Origin of the sequence: Leptolyngbya sp. PCC 6406 (genome assembly GCF_000332095.2) — a bacterium.
GTDB lineage: Bacteria > Cyanobacteriota > Cyanobacteriia > Phormidesmidales > Phormidesmidaceae > PCC-6406.
Genome location: NZ_KI913949.1, coordinates 1,048,513 through 1,074,763 on the forward strand (window position 1 = coordinate 1,048,513; position 26,251 = coordinate 1,074,763).

28 protein-coding genes and 1 tRNA gene are annotated in these 26,251 nt (G+C 56.7%); 11 read left to right on the forward strand and 18 right to left on the reverse strand.

Annotated elements, in window-relative coordinates; genetic code table 11:
- Positions 1-60 precede the first annotated feature (60 nt).
- The 7 genes from LEP6406_RS0204925 to LEP6406_RS0204955 all read right to left on the reverse strand — a co-directional run bounded on the left by LEP6406_RS0204925 (position 61) and on the right by LEP6406_RS0204955 (position 6,189).
- On the reverse strand, positions 61-1,146 hold the full coding sequence (locus tag LEP6406_RS0204925; RefSeq protein ID WP_008313378.1) for a DUF3326 domain-containing protein: 1,086 nt from the start codon (positions 1,144-1,146) through the stop codon (positions 61-63).
- Positions 1,143-1,331: a hypothetical protein gene (locus LEP6406_RS0204930; protein WP_008313376.1), complete on the reverse strand. Its 189-nt coding sequence runs from the start codon at positions 1,329-1,331 to the stop codon at positions 1,143-1,145. The genes LEP6406_RS0204925 and LEP6406_RS0204930 overlap by 4 nt, the downstream gene beginning before the upstream one ends.
- A 300-nt stretch (positions 1,332-1,631) precedes the next feature.
- A complete protein-coding gene (locus LEP6406_RS0204935) occupies positions 1,632-1,952 on the reverse strand; it encodes a 2Fe-2S iron-sulfur cluster-binding protein (RefSeq protein ID WP_008313374.1) in 321 nt (106 codons plus the stop codon).
- A 37-nt stretch (positions 1,953-1,989) separates the two neighbouring features.
- Complete coding sequence (locus tag LEP6406_RS33515; RefSeq protein ID WP_008313372.1) at positions 1,990-2,166, reverse strand: hypothetical protein; 177 nt, start codon at positions 2,164-2,166, stop codon at positions 1,990-1,992.
- Between the two features lie 218 nt (positions 2,167-2,384).
- Positions 2,385-3,344 carry a phosphoribulokinase gene (locus tag LEP6406_RS0204945; protein ID WP_008313370.1) on the reverse strand — a complete coding sequence of 320 codons (960 nt, stop codon included), beginning with the start codon at positions 3,342-3,344 and terminating at the stop codon, positions 2,385-2,387.
- Positions 3,345-3,505: 161 nt separating this feature from the next.
- A complete protein-coding gene (gene recQ, locus LEP6406_RS0204950) occupies positions 3,506-5,668 on the reverse strand; it encodes a DNA helicase RecQ (protein WP_008313368.1) in 2,163 nt (720 codons plus the stop codon).
- A 47-nt stretch (positions 5,669-5,715) separates the two neighbouring features.
- Entirely contained in the window at positions 5,716-6,189 is a 474-nt protein-coding gene (locus tag LEP6406_RS0204955; protein ID WP_008313366.1) for a tetratricopeptide repeat protein, read from the reverse strand.
- A 330-nt stretch (positions 6,190-6,519) separates the two neighbouring features.
- On the opposite strand from LEP6406_RS0204955, the gene LEP6406_RS0204960 reads away from it, so the two are divergent.
- The 4 genes from LEP6406_RS0204960 (at position 6,520) to LEP6406_RS0204975 (ending at position 9,993) form a co-directional block, all read left to right on the forward strand.
- Positions 6,520-6,876: a slr0373 family blue light stress response protein gene (locus tag LEP6406_RS0204960; protein ID WP_008313365.1), complete on the forward strand. Its 357-nt coding sequence runs from the start codon at positions 6,520-6,522 to the stop codon at positions 6,874-6,876.
- A 111-nt stretch (positions 6,877-6,987) separates the two neighbouring features.
- Positions 6,988-8,502 (forward strand): stress-responsive protein Ycf46, encoded by a 1,515-nt coding sequence (locus tag LEP6406_RS0204965; RefSeq protein ID WP_008313364.1) that lies wholly within the window; start codon positions 6,988-6,990, stop codon positions 8,500-8,502.
- Positions 8,503-8,643: 141 nt separating this feature from the next.
- Positions 8,644-8,994, forward strand: a complete 351-nt coding sequence (locus LEP6406_RS0204970) for a DUF1257 domain-containing protein (RefSeq protein WP_008313363.1) — start codon at positions 8,644-8,646, stop codon at positions 8,992-8,994.
- Between the two features lie 171 nt (positions 8,995-9,165).
- Positions 9,166-9,993: a TlyA family RNA methyltransferase gene (locus LEP6406_RS0204975; RefSeq protein WP_008313360.1), complete on the forward strand. Its 828-nt coding sequence runs from the start codon at positions 9,166-9,168 to the stop codon at positions 9,991-9,993.
- Between the two features lie 81 nt (positions 9,994-10,074).
- On the opposite strand, the gene LEP6406_RS0204980 is transcribed toward LEP6406_RS0204975, so the two are convergent.
- Complete coding sequence (locus LEP6406_RS0204980; RefSeq protein WP_008313358.1) at positions 10,075-10,797, reverse strand: DUF1997 domain-containing protein; 723 nt, start codon at positions 10,795-10,797, stop codon at positions 10,075-10,077.
- Positions 10,798-11,155: 358 nt separating this feature from the next.
- Between LEP6406_RS0204980 and LEP6406_RS0204985 the strand changes: the two genes are divergently transcribed.
- Positions 11,156-11,824: an SDR family oxidoreductase gene (locus tag LEP6406_RS0204985; protein WP_317133820.1), complete on the forward strand. Its 669-nt coding sequence runs from the start codon at positions 11,156-11,158 to the stop codon at positions 11,822-11,824.
- Between the two features lie 126 nt (positions 11,825-11,950).
- Here LEP6406_RS0204985 and LEP6406_RS0204990 read toward each other — a convergent pair whose 3' ends face one another.
- Genes LEP6406_RS0204990 through LEP6406_RS0205000 form a run of 3 tightly spaced genes read right to left on the reverse strand, consistent with a single transcriptional unit; the run spans position 11,951 to position 14,270 of the window.
- The gene (locus tag LEP6406_RS0204990; RefSeq protein WP_008313354.1) at positions 11,951-12,220 is read right to left on the reverse strand and encodes a YciI family protein; all 270 of its coding nucleotides are present in this window, start codon (positions 12,218-12,220) and stop codon (positions 11,951-11,953) included.
- Between the two features lie 3 nt (positions 12,221-12,223).
- Positions 12,224-12,730, reverse strand: a complete 507-nt coding sequence (locus LEP6406_RS0204995; RefSeq protein WP_008313352.1) for an ureidoglycolate lyase — start codon at positions 12,728-12,730, stop codon at positions 12,224-12,226.
- 10 nt (positions 12,731-12,740) lie between these two features.
- The gene (locus LEP6406_RS0205000; protein ID WP_008313349.1) at positions 12,741-14,270 is read right to left on the reverse strand and encodes a YifB family Mg chelatase-like AAA ATPase; all 1,530 of its coding nucleotides are present in this window, start codon (positions 14,268-14,270) and stop codon (positions 12,741-12,743) included.
- Between the two features lie 208 nt (positions 14,271-14,478).
- Here LEP6406_RS0205000 and LEP6406_RS0205005 point away from each other — a divergent pair, with 208 nt between their 5' ends.
- Complete coding sequence (locus tag LEP6406_RS0205005) at positions 14,479-16,749, forward strand: glycosyltransferase (RefSeq protein ID WP_263971136.1); 2,271 nt, start codon at positions 14,479-14,481, stop codon at positions 16,747-16,749.
- A gap of 104 nt (positions 16,750-16,853) precedes the next feature.
- On the opposite strand, the gene LEP6406_RS0205010 is transcribed toward LEP6406_RS0205005, so the two are convergent.
- On the reverse strand, positions 16,854-18,107 hold the full coding sequence (locus LEP6406_RS0205010) for a hypothetical protein (protein ID WP_008313346.1): 1,254 nt from the start codon (positions 18,105-18,107) through the stop codon (positions 16,854-16,856).
- Positions 18,108-18,371: 264 nt separating this feature from the next.
- On the opposite strand from LEP6406_RS0205010, the gene LEP6406_RS0205015 reads away from it, so the two are divergent.
- Together LEP6406_RS0205015 and LEP6406_RS0205020 are read left to right on the forward strand one after the other, a co-directional pair.
- A complete protein-coding gene (locus LEP6406_RS0205015) occupies positions 18,372-19,247 on the forward strand; it encodes an S-methyl-5'-thioadenosine phosphorylase (RefSeq protein ID WP_008313344.1) in 876 nt (291 codons plus the stop codon).
- A gap of 87 nt (positions 19,248-19,334) precedes the next feature.
- Positions 19,335-20,123 carry a hypothetical protein gene (locus LEP6406_RS0205020; protein WP_008313342.1) on the forward strand — a complete coding sequence of 263 codons (789 nt, stop codon included), beginning with the start codon at positions 19,335-19,337 and terminating at the stop codon, positions 20,121-20,123.
- Positions 20,124-20,288: 165 nt separating this feature from the next.
- Here the strand turns inward: LEP6406_RS0205020 and LEP6406_RS0205025 are convergent, their stop codons facing one another.
- Both LEP6406_RS0205025 and LEP6406_RS0205030 read right to left on the reverse strand, forming a co-directional pair.
- Positions 20,289-21,275 carry a glycosyltransferase family 2 protein gene (locus LEP6406_RS0205025; RefSeq protein WP_008313340.1) on the reverse strand — a complete coding sequence of 329 codons (987 nt, stop codon included), beginning with the start codon at positions 21,273-21,275 and terminating at the stop codon, positions 20,289-20,291.
- Positions 21,276-21,315: 40 nt separating this feature from the next.
- Positions 21,316-22,416 carry a glycosyltransferase family 2 protein gene (locus LEP6406_RS0205030; RefSeq protein ID WP_008313338.1) on the reverse strand — a complete coding sequence of 367 codons (1,101 nt, stop codon included), beginning with the start codon at positions 22,414-22,416 and terminating at the stop codon, positions 21,316-21,318.
- 173 nt (positions 22,417-22,589) lie between these two features.
- On the opposite strand from LEP6406_RS0205030, the gene LEP6406_RS30905 reads away from it, so the two are divergent.
- Together LEP6406_RS30905 and LEP6406_RS0205035 are read left to right on the forward strand one after the other, a co-directional pair.
- Positions 22,590-22,751, forward strand: coding sequence for a DUF2256 domain-containing protein (locus tag LEP6406_RS30905; protein WP_071992201.1), 162 nt, complete (start codon positions 22,590-22,592; stop codon positions 22,749-22,751).
- A 100-nt stretch (positions 22,752-22,851) separates the two neighbouring features.
- Positions 22,852-22,925: transfer RNA gene (locus LEP6406_RS0205035), tRNA-Val, on the forward strand.
- A 104-nt stretch (positions 22,926-23,029) separates the two neighbouring features.
- Here the strand turns inward: LEP6406_RS0205035 and LEP6406_RS0205040 are convergent.
- The 3 genes from LEP6406_RS0205040 to LEP6406_RS0205050 form a co-directional block, all read right to left on the reverse strand.
- Positions 23,030-23,821 (reverse strand): IS5 family transposase, encoded by a 792-nt coding sequence (locus tag LEP6406_RS0205040; RefSeq protein WP_027268856.1) that lies wholly within the window; start codon positions 23,819-23,821, stop codon positions 23,030-23,032.
- Positions 23,822-23,903: 82 nt separating this feature from the next.
- Positions 23,904-24,560: a hypothetical protein gene (locus LEP6406_RS0205045; protein WP_225886417.1), complete on the reverse strand. Its 657-nt coding sequence runs from the start codon at positions 24,558-24,560 to the stop codon at positions 23,904-23,906.
- Complete coding sequence (locus LEP6406_RS0205050; RefSeq protein WP_008315789.1) at positions 24,557-25,027, reverse strand: hypothetical protein; 471 nt, start codon at positions 25,025-25,027, stop codon at positions 24,557-24,559. Before LEP6406_RS0205050 ends, LEP6406_RS0205045 begins: the two co-directional genes overlap by 4 nt.
- A 119-nt stretch (positions 25,028-25,146) precedes the next feature.
- Between LEP6406_RS0205050 and LEP6406_RS26610 the strand changes: the two genes are divergently transcribed.
- Entirely contained in the window at positions 25,147-25,473 is a 327-nt protein-coding gene (locus LEP6406_RS26610; protein WP_008315790.1) for a hypothetical protein, read from the forward strand.
- A 204-nt stretch (positions 25,474-25,677) separates the two neighbouring features.
- On the opposite strand, the gene LEP6406_RS32655 is transcribed toward LEP6406_RS26610, so the two are convergent.
- On the reverse strand, positions 25,678-26,229 hold the full coding sequence (locus LEP6406_RS32655) for a hypothetical protein (RefSeq protein WP_155834633.1): 552 nt from the start codon (positions 26,227-26,229) through the stop codon (positions 25,678-25,680).
- Positions 26,230-26,251 lie beyond the last annotated feature (22 nt).

Genomic DNA, 26,251 nt, shown 5'->3' on the forward strand with positions numbered 1-26,251 from the left:
CCGAGGTAGGGGCGCACGGCTGTGCGCCCTCAGGGATGTACGCAATCCAACTGCATGTCGCTATAGGGGTGCGAGAGGTGCGATCGCACTTGTTAGGGAATTGGGATCAATTCCCGCCTTGTGGGCCGCCATCACCCCAATCGCCGCCAGGTAGGAGGGCACCCGAATCGCCCGGAGCCCGAGGGCTTCCGGCGACACCGATAACGCTGTCCTGTTCTCCTCCACCGCAATGATCGGCACCCGCCGACTCAGGGTCAGCACCGCACTGCCGCCGCAGGCCGTCGCGGGCACCACCACCGCATCCACTTGATGCGCCCAGAGGGTTCCACCCAAAAGGGGATCCTCCCTGGAACCAGACTCCGTTACCCCTTTCGTCCCATCCCCCTTCGTCACGAACTGGGGGGCGCGACTCAACCCCGCCAGCACACAGGGCAAAAAGGTGTAGCCGATTTCCTCCGCCGCCGCCTTGGGGGCAACTGTAGCGTCAAAGGGCAGGGGTAACAGGGCCGGAGCATGGGCGCAGGGCACCTGGAACTGGCGCACGACAAGATGGCTGATCACCGCCTCCGCCCCCGCTAAGGGATCCACCCCCTGGCCCTGGCGATACTGGTGTAGAGCCGGGGAATCAACGTCATCGGGAAAGCGGGCCACCACTGCGATCGCATTTGCCCCCGCCTGCAACAGCCGTTCCGCCCCCCGTAACAATGCCCCCGGATTAGCAATCGTGCCCCAAGTGGCCCCCGAAGCAGCCCGGTCTAAAGTCACCCCCAGCGGGGCATCGGTGACACCATAATCCGTCAAGGTTATGCCCAGGGTGGCCCGCGCCGCCGCCGCCGCTTGCAGGTGGCGTCCCCGCAGGTCCGGCTCAATGGCCGCATCCAGCAATAGCCCCACCCGGTTATGGTGCACCGGAGCCAATCCCCAATCCCCCGCTGCAAACCGATCCAACCCGTACCCCTCCACATAGAGAGCCTGGGGGAGGGGCCAGTAGAGCTGGGCTCCATTCAGAACATTGGGATGGGTGATCAGGATATCAGCCACCTGGGCCATAGCCCGCGCCACAGGCAGTGCATCCCCGGCATAGCCACCAATGGCAGCGCCAATTCCCGTGGGGACAATCAGGACAGCGATGTAGGGCCGAGTCATTCCCCAGCGGTCACGCCAGCGGTCACCACCGCCTCTACCTGAGCCGTTTGAGCGGTCTCATCTACAGCGGTCACCGCCCAGCGCAGGGGCTCTCCCCGTTTTTGCAGTTCCGCCTCCACTGCCCTGGGGAGATCGGCGGGATTTTCGGTCAGGGTGATCTCAGCGCTGATGAAGTGGGTTGTCATGGGTCAGAATCCTGAAGTGTAGAAACTGTGGATGGTCTAGTAGGACGACTAGTGCTGCAAGGCAGAAGGATGAAGGATGAAAGGGGATTCCGGGACACATAAGGGCTTCTGCGTTAGCAGATAGGTGGGTCACTTCCGCCGCAGAGTACTAGTACCGCACGGTGTAAATCAGCCCACCATTGTCGCGTCAGCCCAACATTTTCCGGTCCCCTCTCCCCGTGGGAGAGGGTTAGGGTGAGGGGCCGAGGTGTATCACGATAGAACGGTTAGGGTATTTACGCCGCAGAGTGCTGTAACACCCTACTTAGGTTGGCCAAACTGCTTTTCGTAGACAATATCTTCCTTTTCCGTTTCCAGTTTCAAGTCAGAGCGGGGATAGGACACACAGAGCAAGGCGTAGCCCTCCGCTTGGAGGTCTGGGCTTACCCCCATCCCCTCGTCTTGGTTTACCTCACCCTCTGTAATCAAGGCGGCACAGGTGGTACAAACCCCCGCACTACAGGAATAGGGAATTTCGATCCCCGCATCCTGGGCCGCTGCTAGTACCGTCTGGTCAGCAGCCACTTGAAGCTGATGCAGGGTGCCTTGATGATTAATTTCAACCGTATAGGTCTCTGCCATGGGTCTTGGAATCAAAATCCGTTAATTCGTCGCCGTCTTAATTCGTCACCGTAAAGGTGCTGTCAAAATCCTCCAGCAAGTCATCCATTTCCTCTAGGGCTTGGTTGACATCTATGCGAAGGGTGCCTAAATCAGGCTGCTCCAGCAGTTTCAGCAGAACTTCCCGCTTACTGCGGATGAGCTCAATGCGATCGCGAATCGCCTGTGTATCCATGCTTCAGGTCCAGGTTGTATAACACTCCAGCTTCCCAGCATAGGAAACTTTCACCACTTTAGGCGACTAGAAGCCCTCTTGATCCGCCAGCACCGATGCCTAATCAGCACCGATGCATCAACACCAAACGGAATTTTATGAAGAAGCTCCAGAATTATCGCGCTTTTTTCGTTTGGGCCTTTTTTTAGGTGTAAATCCCTTAGACCCAAAAACCAACCTCAGCTCTCTGCCTCTAGCTGCTTCTCTACCTTGTCTGCCTTCAGCATGTGGTAAGTGATCAGCAATTGCGTTAGGGCTAGAGGATAGCTTTGCAGCGTTTCTCCGGTGGTGCCCACCAGCTTACCAATGTTGTCGTTGCCCTCAATGCTGCAAAACCGCCCCAGATAGGGCACTTCACTACAGAGAATGCGTTCCAGTTCCTGCACCTGTTGCTGGGTGGCATTGCCGTCAATCTCCAGGACATCCACCGGCTTGCCCATGTCTCGGTCCAGCACCAGCCGTACCGCATCGCCCAGGTGGTTGCCCTTGTCATCCAACAAATGGGTAAAGTCCGGGTGGGGAATGGTGGGACGCAGAACAAGGCGTACATTCAGCAGCAGGTCATCCTGATCGGTCTTGTCGCTGGGGGGATAAAAAGACACAATCACATCGGCCCACTGCCGTTGGGGCTGGATAAAGGCCGTAGAATCCGATTCTCGCTGTTTGAGTTGCTCCAGCACCTGGGCCTCAGTGTAGCCCCGCTTGCTCGTATCTCGCTTGACCTTCCACGTGGCCCGCAAGGGTTCTGGGGGAGCCAAGTACACCATCACGTCATAGCAGTTGCGGGCGGTGGCGGTGGAGTAGCCCAACAACCCCTCCACAATCACAAACTTACGGGGTTGGATATATTCAGGAGGATCAAAGGCCCCGCTGGAATGGTTGTAAATTGGCTTCAGGATGGACTTGCCTTCCCGCAACAGCTCTAGGTGCTGCTCAATAATGTCTAGATAGTTGCAGTCCGGATGCAGTGCGGAAATGCCCATTTCCTTCCGCTGCTGGCGATCGTAGCGATGGTAGTCGTCGGTGCAGATGGCGGTCACTTGATCTTCGCCTAGGATTTGGGCAATCCCTCGGGTCAAAGTGGTTTTACCGGCTGCGCTGTCGCCCACGATACCGAGAATGATGGGACGGCTGGGCATAGTTCCTCCTGGCTGAACTTGGACAGGGAACCTGATCCAAGAATGTGTGTCAATTCTAGGGATCTATGGTTCCCGACTCAAGACACATAACTCAAGACACCTAGGGCAGGTGGGGGCTTGCCCATGGTGGCAACCCCTGGGAATAGAGTCGGATTTTCCTGTTATGACTCCAATTTGGCGCGGTGATAGTAGCCCCGCACGAGGCGAATTTCGTCATAGGAATAGCCATCACCCAAGCGATCGCGGATTTCCCCCAGCCGATCACCGCCCACCTCCTCCAACGCCGCCCAGATGGTCTGCTGTCGTTCCGGCGACACCAGATCATCCAGCTCCACCCCATCATCCGCCTCAATCAGGTCCGACAAATGACGAATGATGGTGCTGCGCCGCAGGTCACGGAGCTCCGCAATCTGATCGGGGGAATGGCCCTGTTGGTAGAGTTGCCGGGTAATGGCATGGGTATCTCCGGTTTGGAGGGGCGGCGGGGGTGTAGCGGTAGCGGTGATGCCCTGCTCTCCACAGAACGCCGTGATTTCCTCCACAAAGGTTTGACCGTACTGTTCTAGCTTGCGGCTGCCGACCCCGGAAATGCGGGCAAAGGCATCTAGGGACTGAGGCAGTCGCTGGGCCATTTGTCGCAGGGTAGTTTCCGTAAACACCACATAGGGCGGCACCCCCTGGGCATCTGCCAGTCGTTTCCGCAGCGCCTTTAGGCGGGCCAAGAGTCCATCCTCCGTCGCCGAAGTCGTTCCCGTCGCTACGCCTTGGAGTCCTTCCGGCATGGCCACCTCTACGGTGAGTTGTTTCCGCAATACCTGCCAACTGGCGGCATTCAGTTTCAATACGGGAAAGCCATCTACGGTTTCTTCCAAAAGGCCCTGGTGCAGGAGCGATCGCCCCAGGATTTTCCACTCCTCCGCCGTCCGGTCCTTGCCGATGCCGTAGGTGGAGAGCTGGTCGTGTTGGAGATCGCGAATCCGTTTTTTCCCCGACCCCCGGAGGACATCGATAATGTGGGTCATGCCAAAGCGTTCTCGGCAGCGGGCTACGCAGGAAAGGAATTTTTGGGCCTCGATGGTCCAGTCCTGTTTGGGTTTGGGAAAGCGGCAGTTATCACAGCGATCGCAGGACTCACTGAGAAATTCGCCAAAATAACCCAACTGAATTTGACGGCGGCAGACGGTGCTTTCGGCATAGTCAATCACCTGGCGGAGCTGCTGGCGGGCAATATTTTGCTCCCGTTCGTCGGGCTTTTGGTCGATTAAATAATTGACGGTGGAGACATCGGCATAGCCAAAGTACACCGTGCAGTGGGCAGGCTCCCCGTCTCGTCCCGCCCGCCCTGATTCCTGGTAGTAGCTTTCGAGGGTGCGGGGCAGATCGTAGTGGACCACAAAGCGCACATCTGGCTTGTTGATGCCCATCCCAAAGGCGATCGTGGCTACCATCACCCGCACATCGTCTCGAATAAAGCGCCGCTGATTTTCTGCGCGGGTCAGGTCCGGTAGCCCCGCATGGTAGGGCAGTGCAGCGATGCCGTCATTCTGTAACCGCAGAGCAATTTCATCCACCCGCTTGCGGCTGAGGCAGTAAATGATGCCTGCACCGTTAATACTTTGCACCTGTTGGAGTAGATGGCCGTAGGTTTGCCGATCCTTGGGTCGGACTTCGTAGTAGAGGTTGGGCCGGTTAAAGCTGGCCACCAGTACTTCAGGCTTTTGAAGCTGGAGCTGCTGCACGATATCCTGGCGCACCCGTTCTGTGGCGGTGGCGGTCAGGGCCAGCATCGGTATCCCGGCAAAGGCGGATCGGAGGCGATGGAGTTGGCGATATTCTGGGCGGAAATCGTGACCCCACTCCGAAACGCAGTGGGCCTCGTCAATGGCAAATCCCGCCAGTCCGACCTGCTGCTGGAGCCGGGTCAGGAAGGGCCAGAAGTTCTCGCTCAGCAGCCGTTCGGGAGCGACGTACAGTAACTTGGTGCGGCCCTGGAGCAGATCATATTCCCGCGATCGCGCCTCCATGAGATCTAAACTGCTATTCAGGAACGTGGCGGCAATCCCGTTATTGTTCAACGCCTCCACCTGATCCTGCATTAGGGCAATCAGGGGAGAGACCACAATCGTCACCCCCAACCGCAGAAGGGCCGGAAGCTGATAGCAGAGGGACTTGCCGCCCCCAGTGGGCATGACCACTAGGGCATCCTGCTGATTCAGGACGGCTTCAATGGCCGCCCGCTGCTGAAGGCGAAACTGGTCGTAGCCAAAAAAGTGCTTGAGGGCTGCCTCTAGGGAAGGAAAAGCAGCGGTGGAGGTGGAGGTCATAGTGCCTACTCTGATGCATTCCCCAATGGTTTCAGTGTAGTACAGGCTTACATGGGCACGACAGCTAATTTCTCTATGCGCTTAACTAGGCGTTTCAGCCCAGCTTTCATCCGGCCTAAGGGACGTTTCTGGGCGGGAAAACGCGCTGCCCCCAAAGCTTGCTGGTAGCTGGCGTAGGCTTCTCCATGGCGATTTAGCTGCTGTAGGGCTACGCCTCGAAATAGGGCTGCCCGCTCATGGCGAGGCATCAACACCAAGGCCCGATTACAGCAGGTCAAAGCTTTCTCAGGCTTTTCTAGGTGCAGGTAGCACACTGACTGAGAGACCCACAAGTCCGCCGATTCTCCCCCCAAGTTCACCGCTTGGGCGAAGGCAGCCTGGGCGGCGGCGTACTGGCCAAGATTGATTAGGGCTTCTCCCTGAAAAGCCCAATCTCGACTCCCCTGAGGTGCCCCCACAGCTTGAAAATAATCTAGGACGGCTTGGTATTGGTGCGCGGCAATAAGTTTCTCAATCTCCATACAACTGCCGAATCCTCCCCTTCGAGTTCAGCCCAGAGATCACCGTCAGTGTTCTCGCTATACCCCTGCGGCCAACTATACCGGGCTAGAGAAACCTGCTCCGTCAGTTCGTTGCAGAACGTTAACTCCAGGTTAATCCATCTCTAATCTTTGTACAATCTGACTTCCAGACTTCACCAGCACCGAAGCCACCCCGCTCTCTAGACCAGACCGTCAATGTATTGCGCTTTGTAAACAAAATGCCGTCATACCAGTATGCCGTCTTGACAGCACCGAACAGAGTCGTTACGGTAATTCCCATACCCGGGTCCAATAGATTTGAAACGCGATATGCAAGACCAGCAAAAGGCCAACAAAGTCACGCTTTATCTGCCGTCTGAACTCCACCGGCAGCTAAAGATCCGGTCTGCGGTCGATGGTGAGGCTATGTCTGCCATTGCGGAACGGGCGCTGGAGTTCTACATGAGTCATGCTGAAGTGGTCAATGACCATTCCGAGGGCTATGGTCAGACCCACCGCCTCTATAGCTGCCCTTCTTGCTCGGAGTCCCTAGTGGTACGGGACGGAGAATTGATACCGATTCAGTCTGCGATCGCACCTGCCCAGGCCGACGACCTACCCGTCGCCATGCAGGGCGTAGCAACAGGGGCCAATCTACCGGACGAAGGAGAGTTGGTGACCTGTTAGTCCCGCAGGGGGCGAATATCATTTGAAGCCAGAGCATCAGCACTGGCGCGTAGGGAATTCCCCCACCGGGAAGTATGCATGGGGCCACCAGTCACAGCGGGAGCGACGATTGTGAGAGAAGATCTCAACGTACTCATACAGGCTCAATATCCTCTGATCTATTTGGTCACCTTCGAGGAAGAACGCGCCGAGCAGATGGTCGCCGCCGTTGCTCAACGCCTACGGCCCCAGCGCCGGATATTTTCCTGGACCATGACCCACGGCATTGTGGAATATGGCCAGCCCCGTAATGTCACCCAGCACAACAGCACCGTTTCTCCCGAAGCGGCCATTGAGTGGGTGATGCGCCAGCGGGAACCCGGCATTTTTATCTTTAAGGATCTGCACCCCTTTCGCGATTCCCCCGCCGTTACTCGATGCTTGCGGGATGCTATCTCTAGCTTCCGAGACACCCAGAAAACGGTAATTCTGATGTCTCCGGTTCAGGAAATTCCCATTGAACTAGAGAAAGAGGTTGTCCTCCTCGACTTCCAACTGCCCACCATGGGAGAACTGAATCAAGTCCTCACCCAGGAGCTAGGGCAGTCCAAGAGCACCACCATCACCACCGATGTGCGGGAAAAGTTGCTGAAGGCTGCCTTGGGGCTGACTCGGGACGAAGCCGAGAAGGTATATCGCAAAGCCCGTGTCATCACCGGACAATTGACCGAAGCCGAGGTAGAAATTGTCCTGTCGGAGAAAAAACAGCTCATCCGGCGCAATGGCATCCTGGAATTTATGGAGGTAGACGAAACCATAGAATCCGTAGGGGGCTTGGAGGAACTCAAGCATTGGCTGACCCAGCGCTCCAATGCCTTTACCGAGCGTGCCCGTGAGTATGGATTGCCCCAGCCTAAAGGGATGCTAATTCTTGGGGTTCCGGGCTGCGGTAAGTCCCTAATTGCCAAGACCACCTCACGCCTCTGGGGACTGCCCCTATTGCGCCTAGATTTGGGACGGGTCTACGACGGGTCTACGGTAGGTCGCTCGGAAGCCAATTTACGGAATGCCCTGCGAACCGCTGAGTCCATTTCCCCCGCCATTCTATTTATTGATGAAATCGACAAGGCGTTTTCCGGTAGCAGCGGCTCCTCCGACTCCGATGGCGGCACCTCAGGCCGGATTTTTGGTACCTTTCTCACTTGGATGCAGGAGAAAACCTCCCCAGTGTTTGTCATGGCCACGGCTAACCGGGTGGAGCGTTTGCCCAGTGAGTTTCTCCGCAAGGGCCGATTTGATGAAATCTTCTTTGTGGATCTACCCAACGAAGAAGAGCGCAAAGAAATCTTTCATATTCATCTCCAGAAGCGGCGAGGGGACATCTCCCGCTTTGACCTCGACCAGCTCATCAAAGTGTGTGAGGGCTTTTCCGGGGCAGAGATTGAGCAGGGCTTGATCTCCGCCATGTATGAAGCCTTTGCCCAGGGTCGAGAGTTTACCCAACTGGACATTATTGCTGCGATTCGAGCTACGTTGCCCCTATCGAAGACCATGAGTGAACAGGTCACCGCGCTCCGGGACTGGGCGCGGCAGCGGGCACGACCAGCAGCAGCCTCCGTCGCTGAATATCAGCGCATGGAGTTTTAACAGGCTTTTTCTCCGGAGCCACCGGAGAAAGGGGCTAGCACTTTTGCTAGCAGCACACCAGGTAACTGTTGATTTTATCTTGAGTTACCGTTCTCTCTCAACTCGTTGTCTCTCTCAAGTTCTCTTCAGGAGGAAATACCCATGTCTCACTTCAGCACCCTGCGCACGAAAGTTGCCGACGCCGAGGTTCTCACCCAATCTCTGCGGGATCTGGGCATCTCTGTCAGAAATGACGCTGATGTTCGGGGCTACAACGGTCAGCGTGTTCGTGCCGACATCGTTGCTGTTTTAGAAGGCGAGTACGATCTAGGCTGGTCTCGCAATGGCGATGGCAGCTTTGATCTCATTGCTGATCTCTGGGGAGTTGCTAAAAAGCACAATCAAACCGAGCTAATCAACTCCATTAACCAGAAGTACGCGGTCAATAAGACCCTGGCTGAAGTCAAGCGGCCCGGTCTTCAGAACGCCAACGTCAAGCTGGTGCTCCAGTAAAGCACGTCCCAGAGCGTTCCCAAACTTTGTGGGCTGGTCCATTGGACCAGCCCATTTTTTCATGGGTCCATTTTTCATCGGTAAATGGATAGCATGGAAAGGCGTAGGGCGCTGGACTCGATGCCGCCCTGATGGTACTTTGGTCACGATCCTCCAGGAAATGGGTATCCCTTGGCAAAGCAGCGACTAGATATGGTGCTGGTAGACCTGGGGCTATGCGAAACTCGCCAGCAGGCTCAGCGGGTGATTCGGGCGGGGGAGGTGCAGGTCAACCATCAGGTGGTGGATAAGCCGGGAACTGCGATCGCACCTGAAGCCGAGATCCAGGTCAAGGCCAAGCCCCCTTACGTGTCCCGAGGGGGGGAGAAGCTGGCCAAGGCGCTCCAGACCTTTGAGATTTCTGTCACAGACCGGGTTTGCCTGGATGGCGGCATTTCCACTGGAGGATTCACCGACTGCCTGCTGCAACAGGGCGCTGCTTTGGTCTACGGCATTGATGTAGGCTACGGTCAGGTGGCTTGGAAACTGCGCCAGGATGAGCGTTTGGTATTGCGAGAACGGACTAACCTACGCCACCTAACCCCAGAGGATTTATTTACCTTAGAAGCGCCGCGCCCCGATCTGGGGGTGATGGATGTGTCCTTCATTGCCCTAGGTAAGGTGCTGCCCGCCCTGTGGGCATTACTAGGGCAACCTCGGGAGGTGGTGCTGCTGGTGAAGCCCCAGTTTGAGGTGGGCAAGGATAAGGTGGGCAAGGGGGGCGTGGTGCGAGATCCAGCGGATCAGGCTCAGGCTATCTGCCAGGTGCTGTCTACAGCGCGGACGTTGGGGTGGCGCGATCGCGGCCTGACCTACTCCCCCATCACAGGACCAGCGGGCAACGTGGAATACCTGCTATGGCTGGCGATGGACGCCCCAACTGAGGATCTGCTGACCCCAGAAGCCGTGCTCAGCTTGACCCGTCAGGCCAAGACAGATCTGGGACAAGGCAAACCCTAACTGCGTTCCCTAACTGCGTTTCACCCAACCTGCCGGAAATGGTTTGTCAGTCCATCAGGAAGGATACTTACTAAGCTCGGTCTAAGCTCGGTTAAATCCCTTGGAAAACCGTTCTAAGAACTGGTGATGGCGCTTTTGGAAACTTTCTGGCAAGGATAACCCCAAGGTGCTGTGGAAGTCTTCCTGGACCTTGTGGGTCAGACATCGAGACACTTGGCGGACCACCTGGCTGAGGAGATGATCCCCCGTGCGCTGAAGTAGGGTGGGGGGTAAGGCCCGGATGAAGCGGGGGAACTGCACCGCCACGTCTAAATCCAAAGTCCACTCCACTGTGGTCAATACCGCTGCCCCTGGTGCGGCGGGTTGTTCCTTGAGTTCTAGGGCGGCCCGGAAGTCTACGTCATACCCCTGGGGGGTGTAACCGGGTACTGGAATGGTCTCAATACGATACACCCCATGGTCTTGGGGCAGTAGGTTGAGACCAATGCGGGGCTCAATGTCGTAGCCCATAGCGCCAAAATGGCCCACGGTCAGGGCATAGCCCGTATCCCCAATGGCTTCTGCGGTCATAGGGTGGGCGCAGCGACGAAACCAGTCTTGGTGGATATCTAGGTAATTGGCGACAGTTTGGCGATCTGCTGCCATCTCCATGCTGCCCACGTAGGCCCCATGGAAAATAAATGGCTTCACTAAGGATGGCCCCACCATTTCGCGAGGGGCGGTGCTGTCTCCCCAACCCGATACAGCGTGGATTGGCTGTTCGGGCAGGCTAGCGGAGGATAGATCAGTAAACGGTGTCTGCATAGATGCGCCGGAACCTCACAGGTCTTTGCGTCGATGCCAAGGGGGCAATTCACCAAATCCCCTTAATTCTTACCCATTCTAATAGTAGTACCCTGTGATCAGGATCTACCTGGGGGGTGAATTTGAGGACCAATGCCACGATCGCTGGAGATAGCTTAACCCAGTCATCCTTGATCCCATCAGGGGGAATTACACTGAGAGCGGGTCTATTTCCCAACGGAGACCTACTGGCATTTGCTGAGGTTTGCCTCCCGTTGCCGTAGCTTAGAGGCGCACGCCTCCCGAAAATGATGCCTAGGATACGCTTTCCCCCAGTGACCCTCTTGTGGGGACATCCATTCAATCCTGTAAGGAAACCATGATGAAAGCCCTTGTTGCTGGAGCTACGGGTGAGACGGGTCGGCGAATTGTGCAGCAGTTGGTGGCTAAAAATATCTCAGTGAAGGCTCTCGTGCGTGATCTGGACCAGGCGCGGTCTCAACTTCCCGCTGGGGTCGAATGTGTTCAGGGTGACGTGCTGAAGCGGGAGAGTTTAGAAATTGCGATCGCAGATTGCACCGTCGTCCTCTGCGCAACTGGAGCCCGACCCAGTTTTGACCCCACTGGCCCCTACCAGGTGGACTACGAAGGCACCAAAAACTTAGTAAACGTGGCCAAGGCCCACCAGATCCAGCAGTTTGTCCTGGTCTCCTCCCTCTGTGTCTCCCAATTTTTCCATCCCCTGAACCTGTTCTGGCTGGTGCTGTGGTGGAAAAAGCAGGCGGAGGACTACCTGCGGAAGAGCGGCCTGACCTACACCATTGTCCGTCCCGGTGGCCTCAAGAGTGACGATAGTGATAGCCGTCCCTTGATCATGGCTGCCCCCGATACCCTGTTTGAAGGCAATGTTCCCCGCTGGAAGGTCGCGGAAACCTGTATCGAAGCCCTATCCCTCCCCGCCGCCCAGAACAAGACCGTGGAGATTGTGGCTCAGGATACCGCCACCGTTCAATCCTACGGTGACCTATTCGCTGGGGTGGTGGGGTAGTTCTCGGGCGTGTGGAGCATTAACGGGGAAACCCTTGCGGGGTAGGCATGACCACGCCCGTCTGAATCAAGCTAGGGGCTGTAACCGCCCCATAACCAACAATCTGGTTTTGATTGTCCACAGCCCCTAGAACACCTGATTCCAGGCGTGAACCTCATAGTCGGTCCAGATGCCGTTTTGCCAGTAGGGATCTTGCTCAATCAGCGATCGCACCTGAGCCTCGTCCTCGGCTTCGTAAATGCCAAACACCTTGGCATTGTCCACCGTTGGCCCTAGGGCTACGAGAATGCCTGTCTCCTTCTGTTCCTGAAGCCCCTTGAGGTGGGCCTCCCGGTAGGGGGTGCGCTTTTCCAGGGCATTTTCGCAATAGCTGCCCCACATCACATATTTCGCCATGGGTCATCCTCCTGAGCCGGAATCTACAATCTCAAATTCTAGGTGGTAGCGGCTGCGCAGGTTACAGGTGTGGTGGTCTGTAAGGTTGGTGTCGCTCAGTTCTAGGTTGTAGAAATTGACCACAGGGGCATCAAAGTAGGGGCCAGCGTGCCAGGTGCCCCGGTGGAGTTTGACAAAACAGTCTCCCGGAATCTGGAAGGCGCGAATGGCATTGGGATCCGGTTCCTCACCTTCACCGGGGGCAGCCACCGCCAAGAGCCAAGTCGCCCCCGCCAGCGCCCCTAGACATTGGGTACAGCGCTGGTGGCGGGTGATGGTGTGGAACCGCCGCCCTTTGCGGGTGAGTTGCATGATGTAGAACCGGGGAATGCCCTGGCTCAGGTCAAGCTGGGCATCTTCGGGACCCAATACCGCGCCATCACCACTGGGAAAAATCACCTGGCCAAAGGGGGCAAAGCCCTCCGTTGTAATGGGATTGGCGGGTAGCGATCGCAGGGTAGAGAGCATCATGGGATGGGAATTACTGCATTCGGTCAATGGTGCGATATTGAATCGCTTCCGCCACGTGCTGGGCCTCCAGATGCTCTGCCCCATCTAGGTCAGCGATGGTGCGAGCTACTTTGAGAATCCGGTCCGTAGCGCGGGCAGAGAGGCCCAACTTGCCCACGGCGGCCTCGATCAGGGTACGAGTGGTGTCATTCAGAGGACACCACTGGCGCAGGTGGCGGCTTTGCATATCGGCGTTGCACTGAAGCTCCGGATCCGAGTGGAACCGTTGACGCGCCCGTTCCCTTGCCTTATCCACCCGCTGGCGCACTTTTTCGGAGGGCTCCCCCGATTGGGTCTGGGTCATTTCCTCCGGTTTGAGCCGCCCCACTACCACCTGGAGATCAATGCGATCCATCAGCGGGCCGGAAAGTCTGGCCCAATATTGCTCCCGGCTGCGGGGGGAACAGGTGCAGGGCTGTACCGGGTCGCCGTAGTAGCCGCAGGGGCAGGGGTTGGTACTGGCGATCAGGGTGAACTGGGCGGGAAACTCGACGGACTGGCGGGTGCGGGTGATGGTGACGTAGCCGTCCTCTAGGGGCTGGCGCAGAAACTCCAGCACATCCCGTTTAAACTCTGTCAGCTCGTCCAGAAAAAGCACGCCTCGGTGGGCCAGAGAGATTTCTCCCGGCTTGGGAAAGCTCCCCCCCCCGACCAAGGAGGGGCCGGAGGCGGAATGGTGAGGGCTGCGAAAGGGGCGGTGGGCGACGAGGGAGCCCTTTTCTTTGAGCAGTCCTGCCACGGAATGGATCTGGGTTACCTCTAGGGCTTCGCTAAAGGTGAGGGGCGGCAAAATGCTGGGCAACCGTCGGGCCAGCATGGTTTTACCGCTGCCGGGGGGGCCGACAAAGACCAGGTTATGACCGCCAGCGGCGGCGATCTCTAGGGCGCGGCGGGCCTGGGCCTGTCCCTTCACATCCTTTAAGTCCAGACTGGCGCGGGGTGATCGAGCTAGAGCTGCCTGTCCATCGACTTGCACTGGGGTATGGCGGGCAGGATTATTCAAAAAGTCAGCGACGGCCTGCAAATTGGCACAGCCATACACCGTCAAATCGGGCACGACCGCCGCTTCCTGAGCATTACCACTGGGCACCACCAGACCCTTGATGCCCATACGCTGGGCGGCGGCGGCGATGGCCAGCACCCCCGCCACGGGGCGCAGAGATCCGTCGAGGGACACTTCTCCTAGAAATAGCAGGTCGTTGAGGGCTTCGGTGCGGACCTGAGCTGAGGCGGCGAGGATGCCGACACTAATGGGGAGGTCAAAGCTGGGGCCTTCCTTGCGCAGATCCGCCGGGGTCAGGTTAATCACGATCTTGCGCATGGGGAAGGGGAATCCGGCATTTTTCAGTGCTGCCTTGGTGCGCTCTCGGGATTCCTGCACCGCCGTATCCGGTAGCCCCACGACCACCATGGCGGGCAACCCCCCGGAAATATCCACTTCTACCCCGACCTTGACGGCATCAATGCCGACGATCGCGGCACTCCAAATCCGTGCCAGCATTGCATTCGTATGTGTTGTGGATAAACCCAGTTTAGGATGCCCGCTGTCCTAAGGGAGAAAAAAACGGTCTATCCTATCACCCCAGATTCAGCGTCCTTTCAGCTTTGGTCTCCACGCTAAGAAATATTCTGTTGGCTTCTTTTTACCAATGGCATCTACTCCTGTGAAACCTCTCTCCTCTAAGCCTTCATTGAGATTTACCCCTCGGGTGACGCAACGGTCTCGGGTCCCCTGGGCGACGGGGATTGTGGTGGGATCGGTGCTGGGAATCTGCGTACTGATGGTTGCTTGGTTTGTCGGGAACAATCCCGTCGCTGAATTTTTCCAGGCTTTGGCTCTAGACCAAGCCTATCCGCCTATGTGGGTTCAAGCGCCTGAGGGCACGGTCAAAACCCTATTGCTGCCGACGGTGGTGCTGAGTGGGGTGGCTTGGGGGATTACGAAAGGGTCTCGGGTGCCGAGGCGCTGGTCTCGCTTTTGGGTGGTGGTGATTTTGCTGGCGCTGTTGATGCGTTATCTGGGCTGGCGGATGCTCTCGACCTTGAACCTGAGCACGCCCTTGAATGGGACTGCCAGTTTGCTACTACTGGGCATGGAGTTGCTGGGGATTGCGGGCAGTGTGATTCAACTGCTGTTGTTGCTGGGAATCCGCGATCGCAGATCCCAGGCCGCGCAACTCCAGGAAGACGTGATCTCGGGCCACTACCAGCCGACAGTGGACGTGTTGATCCCCACCTATGACGAACCCGAATTCATCCTACGGCGCACAATCATCGGCTGTCAGGCGTTGGCCTACCCCCACAAGACGGTGTATCTGCTGGACGATACCCGCCGTCCTGAAATCCGGGCCTTGGCGACGGAACTGGGGTGTGAATACCTGACCCGGCCTGACAATCGCCATGCCAAGGCGGGCAACCTCAACCACGCCCTTGCCCACACCCAAGGGGAACTCATCGCTTGCTTCGATGCGGACTTTGTGCCGACGCGAAACTTTTTGCACCGCACCCTAGGCTTTTTTCAAGAGTCCCACTTGGCCTTGGTGCAAACCCCCCAGAGCTTTTACAACCCCGACCCCATTGCCCGCAATTTGGGGCTGGAGGGCATTCTCACCCCCGATGAAGAGGTGTTCTACCGCCAGATCCAGCCCATGCGGGATGGGGTGGGTAGTGTGGTCTGCTCCGGTACCTCCTTTGTGGTGCGCCGCAGCGCCCTAGAGCGGGCCGGAGGCTTTGTCACCGATTCCCTCAGCGAAGACTATTTCACCGCCATTCGCCTTGCCGCCCAGGGAGATCGGGTGGTGTACCTGGATGAAAAGCTGAGTGCGGGCTTGGCGGCGGAAACCATCGGCATTCAGGCCACCCAGCGCATCCGCTGGGCGCGGGGCACGCTGCAAGCCTTTTTCATCGACTCCAATCCCCTGACAATTCCGGGGCTGAGACCGCTGCAACGGCTGGGCCATTTGGAGGGGCTATTGCACTGGTTTGGCAGTATTCCCCGCTTGGTGTTCCTGCTGATGCCCTTGGCCTATCCCCTGTTTGGCGTGATTCCGATCCAGGCGACGGCAGCGGAGGCGCTGTATTTTTTTGCCCCTTACTATTTCGTTCAACTGACGGTGTTTTCCTGGCTCAACCACCGTTCCCGATCGGCGCTGTTGTCGGATATCTATTCCCTGGTGCTGGTGTTTCCCCTGGCGGTGACGGTGGTGCAGGCCCTATTACGCCCCTTTGCCCAGGGTTTTTCCGTGACGCCGAAGGGGCAGCGGCGCGATCGCTTTCGCTTCAACTGGTCTTTGGCATGGCCTCTGCTGATAACCTGGGGCCTCACGGCGGTTAGTCTGGCCATCGCTTGGACAACGCCACCGCCGCTTAATGCTCCCCCTGGGCTGGGACTGGGGTGGATCTGGGGAGCCTACAACCTGGTGATGATCGCGATCGCACTTTTTACCCTGCTGGATGTGCCGGATCCAGACCCCGCCGTGTGGCTGGGGCTGCGGCGGGTGGTGCGATTGATCCTATCCCCTGGCCTAGGTGCAGAAATCCCAGGTGCGATGGCCCCTTGGGGCCAGTCTCTAACCATTGCAGAAAATTCACCCCGGACTTCCTGGTGGGGAACCACGGTGGAACTCTCGGAAAAGGGGGCTAAAATTACTCTGACTCAGTCGGATTTACCCCCTTTACTACCGGGTGAAACCCGCCCTGTGACGCTGGTGCTGGCGGAGGAATCCCTCGCCCTTCCTGGCACCCTGGTGGCAATCGGTAGTGGCGATGTTGGGATGGAAGCACAGATCCGCTTTGCTCCCCTGTCCCTACCGCAGCAGAGACAGTTAGTCGAACTACTGTTTTGCCGTCCCGGCCAGTGGCAGCGGTGGAATTCCCCAGGAGAACTGCGATCGCTGTGGCTGCTGCTGCGTATTTTTTGCCGTCCTCGCATCCTCACCCGTAACACCCAGGTCAAGCCCATCCCCATTGTTCAGGGCTGAAGAATGACTCTCGTGCTCTGTGAATGCTGAAATTTAGCGTGGCACCTATGCGGTGCATTGCTTCGCTAATGCACCCTACAGAACTCGTTAATTGTCCACACGCACTAGAAGGAATAACCCACGTTATTGAAGTTGGTAATCAGGGCCACATTCGTATGCTCCAGAGCTTCAATCAGCCAGGGAGCCTCACCACAGCGGGTTGGTTCGTGGTGATTGAACAGGATCGCCATCCTATTCTCCAGCCAGGGCTTCACCGTGGCGCAGAACAGTACAACCCGTAGCAACACTCCCATGGTCACACTGGAGCCGACATCATTCAGCAGTTGGCGAAAGCGACGGAAAATAGGTTCCTTGCGACTGTGGATCACCAGGAAGTTTAGCAAGCGGCGGCAGAAGGTGACGATGGTGAAATCCTTGGGACATTGATCGTCAAACTCCCGCATGGTTTCCCGAACAAACTGCCGTAGAGAGCGGGTAAAGGTGTTGTTGTGATACCGAGAATCAGCATTGGTCAGGGGAGCCAGTAAATACTCCAGAAACTCCTCCTTAAACTCGCGGAAGGAGCGCACGGTTTGTCGATAGGTCTCGAACATCTTGGCGATGTCCCGGTGACTGCGATTGCCCTCCACCTTACCCGTGTAGTATTCCAGCGCCTGCCTTAGCTCATCGTCGGGTAGCCGGGTGGGGTTGGGGAAGGAGCCGCCGGTGCCCAATCGGCACTGTGCCCAATAGCGGGCTAGCTTGATGCCCAACTGAGCTTCACTCTGCTGGCGCAAATTGTGAGCGCGATCCTTTTGTTCGCGATCGCTGTCCTTGGTCACCAAAAGACTACTGTCATGTAGGAAGGGATAGTGACGCAACTGCTGGGCAACGGACTGATCCTCAAAATTTACCGCCTCGGCCTCATCAGTCGTGGGCTCAAACAGCGCCGCCAACCGTCGTAGGGAGGCGAACTGTTCCGTGGTGGTAAAGTTTTGGCTAAGCTGACGAATGCGCCAAGTCGCATCCTCCGTATCGGTGGTGGTTGCGGGAATCTGGTCAAACAGATCCACTAAGGCGGGAATAGCCCAGTGATCGCGGGGTTGGGTATACCAGGGATTGACGAGGGTATAGCTACAGCGGTTTAGGGTGTACTTAAACTCCCGCTCGGCTTCGGGCTGATAAATCAGCTCCAGCAGGGCCGCCCAAATTTCCTCATCCCCGTAGCGATTGCCCTCGATAAATAGCGATTGGAATCGCTGGAGCAATGCTTCAGTGCTTTCTTGATGGCGACATTCGGCCAAGTGGCCATATAGTTGCGCCTGTAGATCCGATACTGGCCGACTCGACCAGGATGCAAAGGAGTCCATTGAACTCATGGTGGTGGATGCCCCAGTTGGATGGAGTAGAAACCGATCCAAATGCCATAACTCAGCCCTAGCGATCGTGCCTAGGGCACATGCCTTATTGTCAGTGATAGCACGTATTACGCATAGCGCAAAATGTAGTGTGTCAATCTGTCAAGGAATGGAGATGAAATTTTCCGATCCAAGACAGGGGTACCGTTCTCTGGACGCAACTCGCTACAATCAACTCGCTCCTATTCAACCCGCTGCGACTAACGGCGTTGCGTCCTAATTCCCATGACAGCCCAGGCAAAAATCGGCATCATCGGCGGTAGTGGCCTCTATAAAATGGATGCCCTCACAGATATTGAAGAAGTGAGCATCGAGACCCCCTTTGGGCCTCCCTCCGATGCCCTAATTGTGGGCACCTTGGCGGGGGCACGGGTGGCATTTTTAGCCCGCCACGGGCGCAACCATACCCTGATGCCTTCGGAGCTACCGTTCCGCGCCAACATCTACGCTATGAAAACCCTGGGGGTGGAGTACTTGATTTCCGCCTCGGCGGTGGGCTCCTTGCAGGCAGCGGCCAAGCCCCTAGACATGGTGGTGCCGGATCAGTTCATTGATCGCACGAAAAATCGAGTCTCTACTTTCTTTGGGGAAGGGATTGTCGGCCATATTGCCTTTGGCGACCCCATCTGTGGGAATTTGGCAGCAGTCCTGGCTGATGCGGTGGATAGCCTAGCGCTGCCTGAGGTCACCTTGCACCGGGGGGGCACCTATGTCTGTATGGAAGGACCGGCTTTTTCTACCCGAGCGGAGTCTAATCTCTACCGCAGTTGGGGCGCGACGATCATTGGCATGACTAATCTGCCAGAGGCGAAGCTAGCGCGGGAGGCGGAGATTGCCTACGCGACGTTGGCGCTGGTGACGGACTATGACTGCTGGCACCCTGACCATGACAGCGTCACGGTGGAGATGGTAATTGGCAATCTGATGAAAAATGCCACCAATGCTCAGCGGGTGATTCAAACGGTGGTGGAACGCCTTCACGCTAATCCGCCAGCATCTGAGGCCCACTCGGCCCTCAAATATGCGGTGATTACGCCTTTGGACAAGGCTCCCGCCGCCACCCTGGAGAAGCTACGGCTTCTGCTGGGCAAGTACCTGTAGGGGATCAGGTTAGGCAAACTGGCACAGGTTCCCGGTATTTCCCCATGGTCGGCCCATAATTCAGCATATGTGCTGCGGAGGCTGGCTATGAATTCTCGGGCTATGAGTGGATTTGCCTTTTCTTCGGTCGTTCTGGCGCTGGTGCTGCTACTGGTATTTGGTCTTTTGCAGTGGCTGCAAGTGCCTGCGGGCAACTTTTTGGATTGGGTGATTGGCACGGCGAGTTTTTGGTGGCTGTTGGTAATTGTGACGGTGCCGTGGAATATCTACTTTGATGCCAAGGGGGTATTGGCGGAGGCGGCGGAGTCTCGCCGGAAGGAGATCACGGTGGATATGGGTCAGGTGCGCTATGTGCAGGTGGTGGCGCAGCGATCGCTGTGGGTGGCGATTGCCCTCCATGGGGTGTCGGCGCTGGGGTTGTATGGGTTGGCGGCGATCGGCATTAGTCCCATCGGCTATATCAGTTCGGCGGCAGCCCTATTGCTGACGGGGTTGCGGCCTGCGGTGTCGTTTTATCAATATCTGGCGATGCGGCTCAGCGCTATTCGCAAGGAGGTGCAGTATCCCCGTGAGGATGTCATGGAGTTACGGCAGCGGGTGATGGATATGGTCTCTCAGGTGAAGGATCTACGGTATCAACTCAACCTGGATCAGTCCCATTCAGACAGTTGGGCCACAACGCAGGAAACTACGTTGAAAACCCTGCGTCAAGATCTAACCAATCTGGCGGCAGAACATCGCAATCTGATGAGCGATAACCAGGCTGCCCATACCCAACTGGCTCGTGATGCTCGAACTGCGATCGCGCAAGTTTCTGAGGATGGGCGCGTCCTAGAAAATGTTCGCGAAATCATCCGCTTTTTCAAGTCGGCCTAGTACTGTGCGGCGTAAATACCCTGGCCGTTCCATCGTGGCACACTCGGCCCCTCACCGTTCGACTGAGCTCACGCCGAAGCCCTAGCCCTCTCCCACGGGGAGAGGGGACCGGAAAATGTTGGGCTGGTGCGACAATTCACCCCTCACCCCTTCACCCCTCACCCTTCACCCCTCACCCCTCACCCGCTCACTATAATCCTTCGCCCGAACTTGACGGAAACCCTGAAACACCCACCGCCGCAGGGCTAGAGGCAGGCGGGAGAGGAGCCGCCCGATCTGGGCGCGACGGGAGTTGTGGCCCGATTGCCAGAGTTCTGTGAGGAGTTGCCGCCCCCGTTGATCCTCCCCTTTTTCAATCAGTCTTAGGGCTAGCACCTGTTTTAGACCCTGGATCTTGCTCCGGCGGGATTGCTCCAATTCAGGACGGTCAAAGCGATAGTCCTCCAGGCAAAACAGTTTGGCGGAGAGGAAATGAATATCCTGCCGTAGACTGGTTTGGCCACCGTGGAAGCGGTACTCCATTAGCCGCTCCGGGATGAAATAGCCCACCTGCCCCGCCAGCGCCAGCCGCACCAACAGGTCAAAGTCCTCACAGCCATCGGCCTCGAACCGCATAAAGTCCACTGCCTCCAAGCTGGATCTGCGGAACAGGGTAGAGCCCACCTGCAAACTCTGGTGCTCAAAGGTTTCCGTCACCAGATCGGGAATGACACTGTGGGTCAGCCGATCCTTGCCCCACTTAGCAGAGTTGGCCTGGGTAGCGGCTTCATCCCGCTGGTTGCGGGCGTTGATCACCCAATGGTCGGTGCAGACAAAATCCACCTCAGGGTGCTGATCCAGCACCGCTACGGTTTGGGCGAGAAATTCCGGGGTCAGGGCATCGTCATCGTCGAATTTGACAAAATAATCTCCAGTGGCAGCTTCGTAGCCAGAGCGCATGTTGCGGCTGCGCTGGATGTTCTGGGGATGACGAATGTAGCGCAGACGGGGATCCTGCCACTGGGCTACAACTTCCGAGGTTTGGTCGGGGGAGGCATCATCGCAGATGATCAGCTCAAAGTCGCCATAGGTCTGGTTGAGGACGCTGTTGACGGCATAGGGCAGGATCTCGGCCCGGTTATAGGTGGGGATACAGACGGTGACTTTGGGCATGGGGTCTGGCTTATTCGGAGTTATTCGGAGTTATTCGGAGTTATTTGGAGGGGGAAACTTGATCGTCTGGTACTGGTGGGGTAAGCCATTCGATCTGTCGCGCCGCCTCGGGTAACTGGGCATCGCGCTGCCCTTGCTCCCGCGATCGCGCACAAAACAGATCCACCAGCCCCGCCACCATCGCCACCGCTGGAGCCCGCCCCCGCAGCCAGCGCCAAGTACTTTTGGGTAATTCCTTAAACAGCCAGCGCAGGACATGGGCTTGTTGCTGTCGGCGGCTGATCTCGGGTCGCAGGGGAACGCCGTGCAGGTCATGGAGATAGCGATTGGAGCGCCCATAGCGCCGCCACTGGCTCGCCAGTTCTGAAAACGTGGCCCGGTGGCGATGGCGAATAATGGCCGTTTCTGCAAACTCGACCCGCCAAGACCCCGCCATCTGCACCCGCCAGCATAGATCGGCGTCTCCCCCCGTGGTTAAGTAGGGCCGAAAGAGCCCCGCCTTTTCCAAAGCCACCCGTCGTACCCCCAGGTTGGCGGTTTGGCCATAGGGATAGAAACTGTGGGCCAAGGTGTATGCCTGGGTCAACACGCTCCGATATTCAGCATATTGCTCTAGCCACGTCCGACCCGGTAAGGCTCGGATCTCGCCCACCACTAGGGCCACATCTGGATCGGTAAAGGGCTGCACCATGTTTGCCAGCCAGTCCGGTTCAGGACGGCAATCGGCATCGGTAAACACCAAAAGTTCCCCCACCGCTGCCCGAATGCCGCGATTACGGGCAGCGTAGGAGCTTTGAATTTCGGCCTCGGTTAAGGACACCACCCGCAGTCCCTGGGTTGCCGCTTGGGTCGCGAAGTCTTGGATCAATTCAGGGGTGGTGTCTTGGCTATTGTTGTCTACTAGCAAGTATTCCACCCCTGCCGCTGGGTAGGTCTGGGCCAAGAGGCAAGCCCCCAACTCGGGGATATCCGCCGCGCCGTTGTAGATGGGCACGATCACAGACACCCGAGGGGGCTGGGCTGGATCAGCAGCGGCGGTAGCAGTGGACTTAGACATCACAGCGATCGCAATTGGTCCGCATTGATCTGAGACGGGGTAGATCTGAGACAGGGCAGATCCCCCTCCAGAATCGTAAGGCATGGCTCTGGAAGATCATCCCAGCCTTCGGAGTATGCCCCAGATTGCCCCTGGGTTGCCAAGCGGGAACCCAGAACTTGCCGACAGGGTAGCCTAGGGGTAAGGGGCTGGGCTCCTCGCCGTTTCCCTCATCCCCTGGACTGTAAATGGGAGGACTGTGAATGGGAGGACTGTGAATGGGACGCGATCGCGCTAAATCTGATCTGCCCGTCAAGGTCTGCCCTGTCTGCCAGCGGCCCTTCACTTGGCGCAAAAAATGGGCCGACTGTTGGGATCAGGTGAAGTACTGTTCGGAGCGCTGCCGCCGCCGCCGCTCCCAAGCTTCTGGGCCGGAGTAGGGGGGATGGTCGGGTGGCTCTACACGCTTGTTGGCGCAATCCGTACCGCAATCCTCGATTGCATCTCCTCAGTCGAGTATGTTACTTTGATTCTCTGCAAGGACGTATAGCTCAGTTGGTTAGAGCACCACGTTGACATCGTGGGGGTCACTGGTTCGAGTCCAGTTACGTCCATTCTCCCCAAAGCCCTGACACTAGGGCTTTTCGTGTTTCTGGGATGATTTTGTAGAGGCGATCGCGCTTTAGAGGGTGTTTGAGAAATCGAAGCGGGTATCGAATTAGGCCAATCGGCGCACCATAATGCGGATCATGGCCAGATAGATAAAGGTCTCACTGGTCTGGGTCAAGCGTTCATAATCCTTGCTCAAGCGTCGGTAGCGGTTCCACCAGCCAAAAGTACGTTCTACCTTCCAACGCTGAGGGACAGGGACAAATTCCTTGCGCTCCGTGGGGCGTAAGGTCACCCAAATCACCCAGTCCAGCACATCAATGCCCCAGCGATAGAGGGGGTTACCGTCATAACCGCCATCGGCCCACACCGTGATCACCCGAGAGACCCTCTGCCCCATTGCCTTAACGTTTGCCAGCACTTGTTTGGCCCCATCGCGTTCACCGACATTGGCCGCAGTGATCAGCACCCGTAACACCAAACCCAGGGTATCGACGACTAGGTGACGCTTGCGACCCTTGATGTGCTTGGCCCCGTCATAGCCCACATCCTCATGCGTAAAGTTAGCCGTTTTCACGCTTTGACTATCGATGATCAACTCTGAGGGGCTTTCGGCACGACCCGAAACCAAACGGGTCAGGACATAGAACTCGTCATGAATCCTCTGCCAGGTGCCGTCTTTTTTCCAGCGACGGAAGTAGGTGTAAACCGTTTGCCAGGGGGGGAAGTCTCCTGGTAGACCGCGCCAGGTGCACCCTTCGCACAGCACGTAGAAGATGGCGTTGAGGACTGCCCATAGGTCAGTGCTGCGAGGCCGGCCCCGTTCCTTGTTGGCAGGCAATCTAGCGGCAATCAACTCCAACTGGTCGTGGGTGAGATCACTCGGATATGCTTTGCTCATGCTCTCTGGGAAACTGATGCGTCATGTTCAGCTTATGCCTGGAGAGCTTTTTTACACCCTGACCCCTTTATCAAACCCCCTCTTACCAAGCTGGCGGGATTGGGTCAATATCTTCTAACAAAAAGTCGCCATAGACCCATACCCGCGACTGATTGTAAAGATCGCTCAGCGTGGATTTTCGACTGCCTGTTTTATCCCAGGGTTGGAGATCTGAATCCAGTTCACAAAAGCCAGTCCAGGGGTGCCCTGCTTGCTGCAATTCTTCGGATTTAACTAATACAGCCGCTAATATGGCTAGATCATAAGGCTTCAAAGTCAGATCCATCGCGCCGATGGTGATTTGACGCGCTAGCATCGCCTCTGAAAGTGGAAAAATCTTGAGTCCTGAATGGGATGATAGTTGACTGATTCTCTCCGAAACCTTGGTGATTTCGTTGGTCACCAGTCCATCGAATTGGTCAAATACTCGAAACGTCGCCTCTGCATCATCAGCACTAATGTAATTAGCTTCCCTTGCCCATCGAACAAATTTTCGCAAATCTGTGGACCGCGATCGCGGGGCAAACCTACGGGGTACGGTTTCGCGGGCCTCAATCAGAGAGATGGCAGGGACGAAAAGCTGAAACTCACCCGCATCAGCGCGTTCTAGCAACTGAATCGCTTGTGGGCTTTGCAAGTGGGCGGGGGCGGTGACATCAACGACCCAATTGGTTTCAACGAAAACTATGCTCGGCTTCAACTGGCAATTCTGCTCCATCTGGGACCAGCGGCCCGAATTTCACCTAACTTTAGCAGGTTGATAATCGGCTCTCCTAGCAGTGTTCTGAGATCTTTAGGGAGCGCTGCTAGGCTTGTCGGTGTCTGTTTCAAGTGTTCTAGCCACCGTTGTACCCGAGATTCAAATTCAAGGCCCCGTTGCCCTTTCCACTGATCGTCCGCTGGGGGCAGTAGAGACTCGGGTAAGGTTGCCTCACCGACGACGGCAATGGATTCTCCGTGGGGTTTTTCTAGCGAATCTTTTAGCAGAGAAATTCGCTCTCCTGTCACGGCTAGGCCCACTGAGCAACCCATAGCTGTCATCAGGTGTTTCAACTGCATAACAGCACCGTTATGGTCATCTGGTGTATCGGTGAGCTTAATCTCAACAACCGCCAGATATTCCCCATCGGGGCTCATGACAACAATGTCTGGATGTGGCGTTCTCATGTATCCATCCTAGGGGCTGCACCCCTATCATGCCAGACCCTGACCTGCTCCATCCATGCCCTTTGGGCTAAGGCGGGAGCCCGGTATGCTTTGGGGGTTCCCTCGGTTGGGCGAAGGCTATGCTGACGCTGATCAGAGCGCTACACACCCTGGTCTTTGGGGTCATGTTTGGCGCGATCCTCTTTTTGCTCTACTGCGGGATGGTGAATCAGCTCTCGGTGTGGACGGCGATCGCCTTTGTCACTATCGCGATCGAGGTGGTGATCTATGCCAGCAATGGGATGAAGTGTCCCCTCAGAACCTGGGCCGAACGCCTCACCCCCACCGGGCAACCTGTGGTGGATATCTACCTACCGCCTTGGCTATCGAGTCGGGTGGTGGCCATCTCGACGCCGTTGCTGGGGGTAGCCTGTGGTTTGCTTGTCCTGCGGTTGCTTACCCACTGACAGGACAAGGGCCGGAAAGTGAGCCAAAAACTGAGCCAAAAATTGCGGCCACGGCCAACGGTTGTCGTCAAACCCACGGGAACCATAGGACAGTCCTACAGGACATAGGACAGCTTTGTAAGAGCCACCCTGACTATTTTCTATTCGCTCTAGAAGACATGCATGTTATTTTCAACACTGGTAAATCATCAATGCTGTGAAAGTTTATCTTTTTCGATAAACGGTTTTTTCACCGTCCAAGTTAATCTCGCAGTTACTACAGACATGTCCAGTTGCTATTATCTCCTTTGGCAAGTCAAGATCTGGGTTTACATGTTCATCCCAAAGCCATTTCAAACCTACAGTCCTGCTACATTTAGGGCAGGCACTGGTGGGGTATGACCAATTAGATTGCTTATTATCCCAATAGCGAATCCGCACGCCTTTCTGTTCAGCCACCTTTAAATCTGAAGGGAAAAAATTGCCGCATAAGATTCCCTTGCTCAAGTTTGCTGCAACCAGCATTGGCTGCTGACACCATTTACAGTGACTTTGGATGACAGCTAGGTCCTTACGGTTGGTGCGACAGCCACAGCGCTTGCACGTTGGATTCAGGCAGGACAATACGTCGTCTGGAATCATTGAGGATGAAATCCTGTCAAGGTCTGCTTCAGATTTGATACGAAAAATAACTACCCCAATCTTTTGCCGCTCATAGTAGTCGAGAACCTTGGTCTCTGGTTCATGTGTGACGACAATCTCAACAACTGCAATCACCTTCCCTGATGCATTGAAGAGA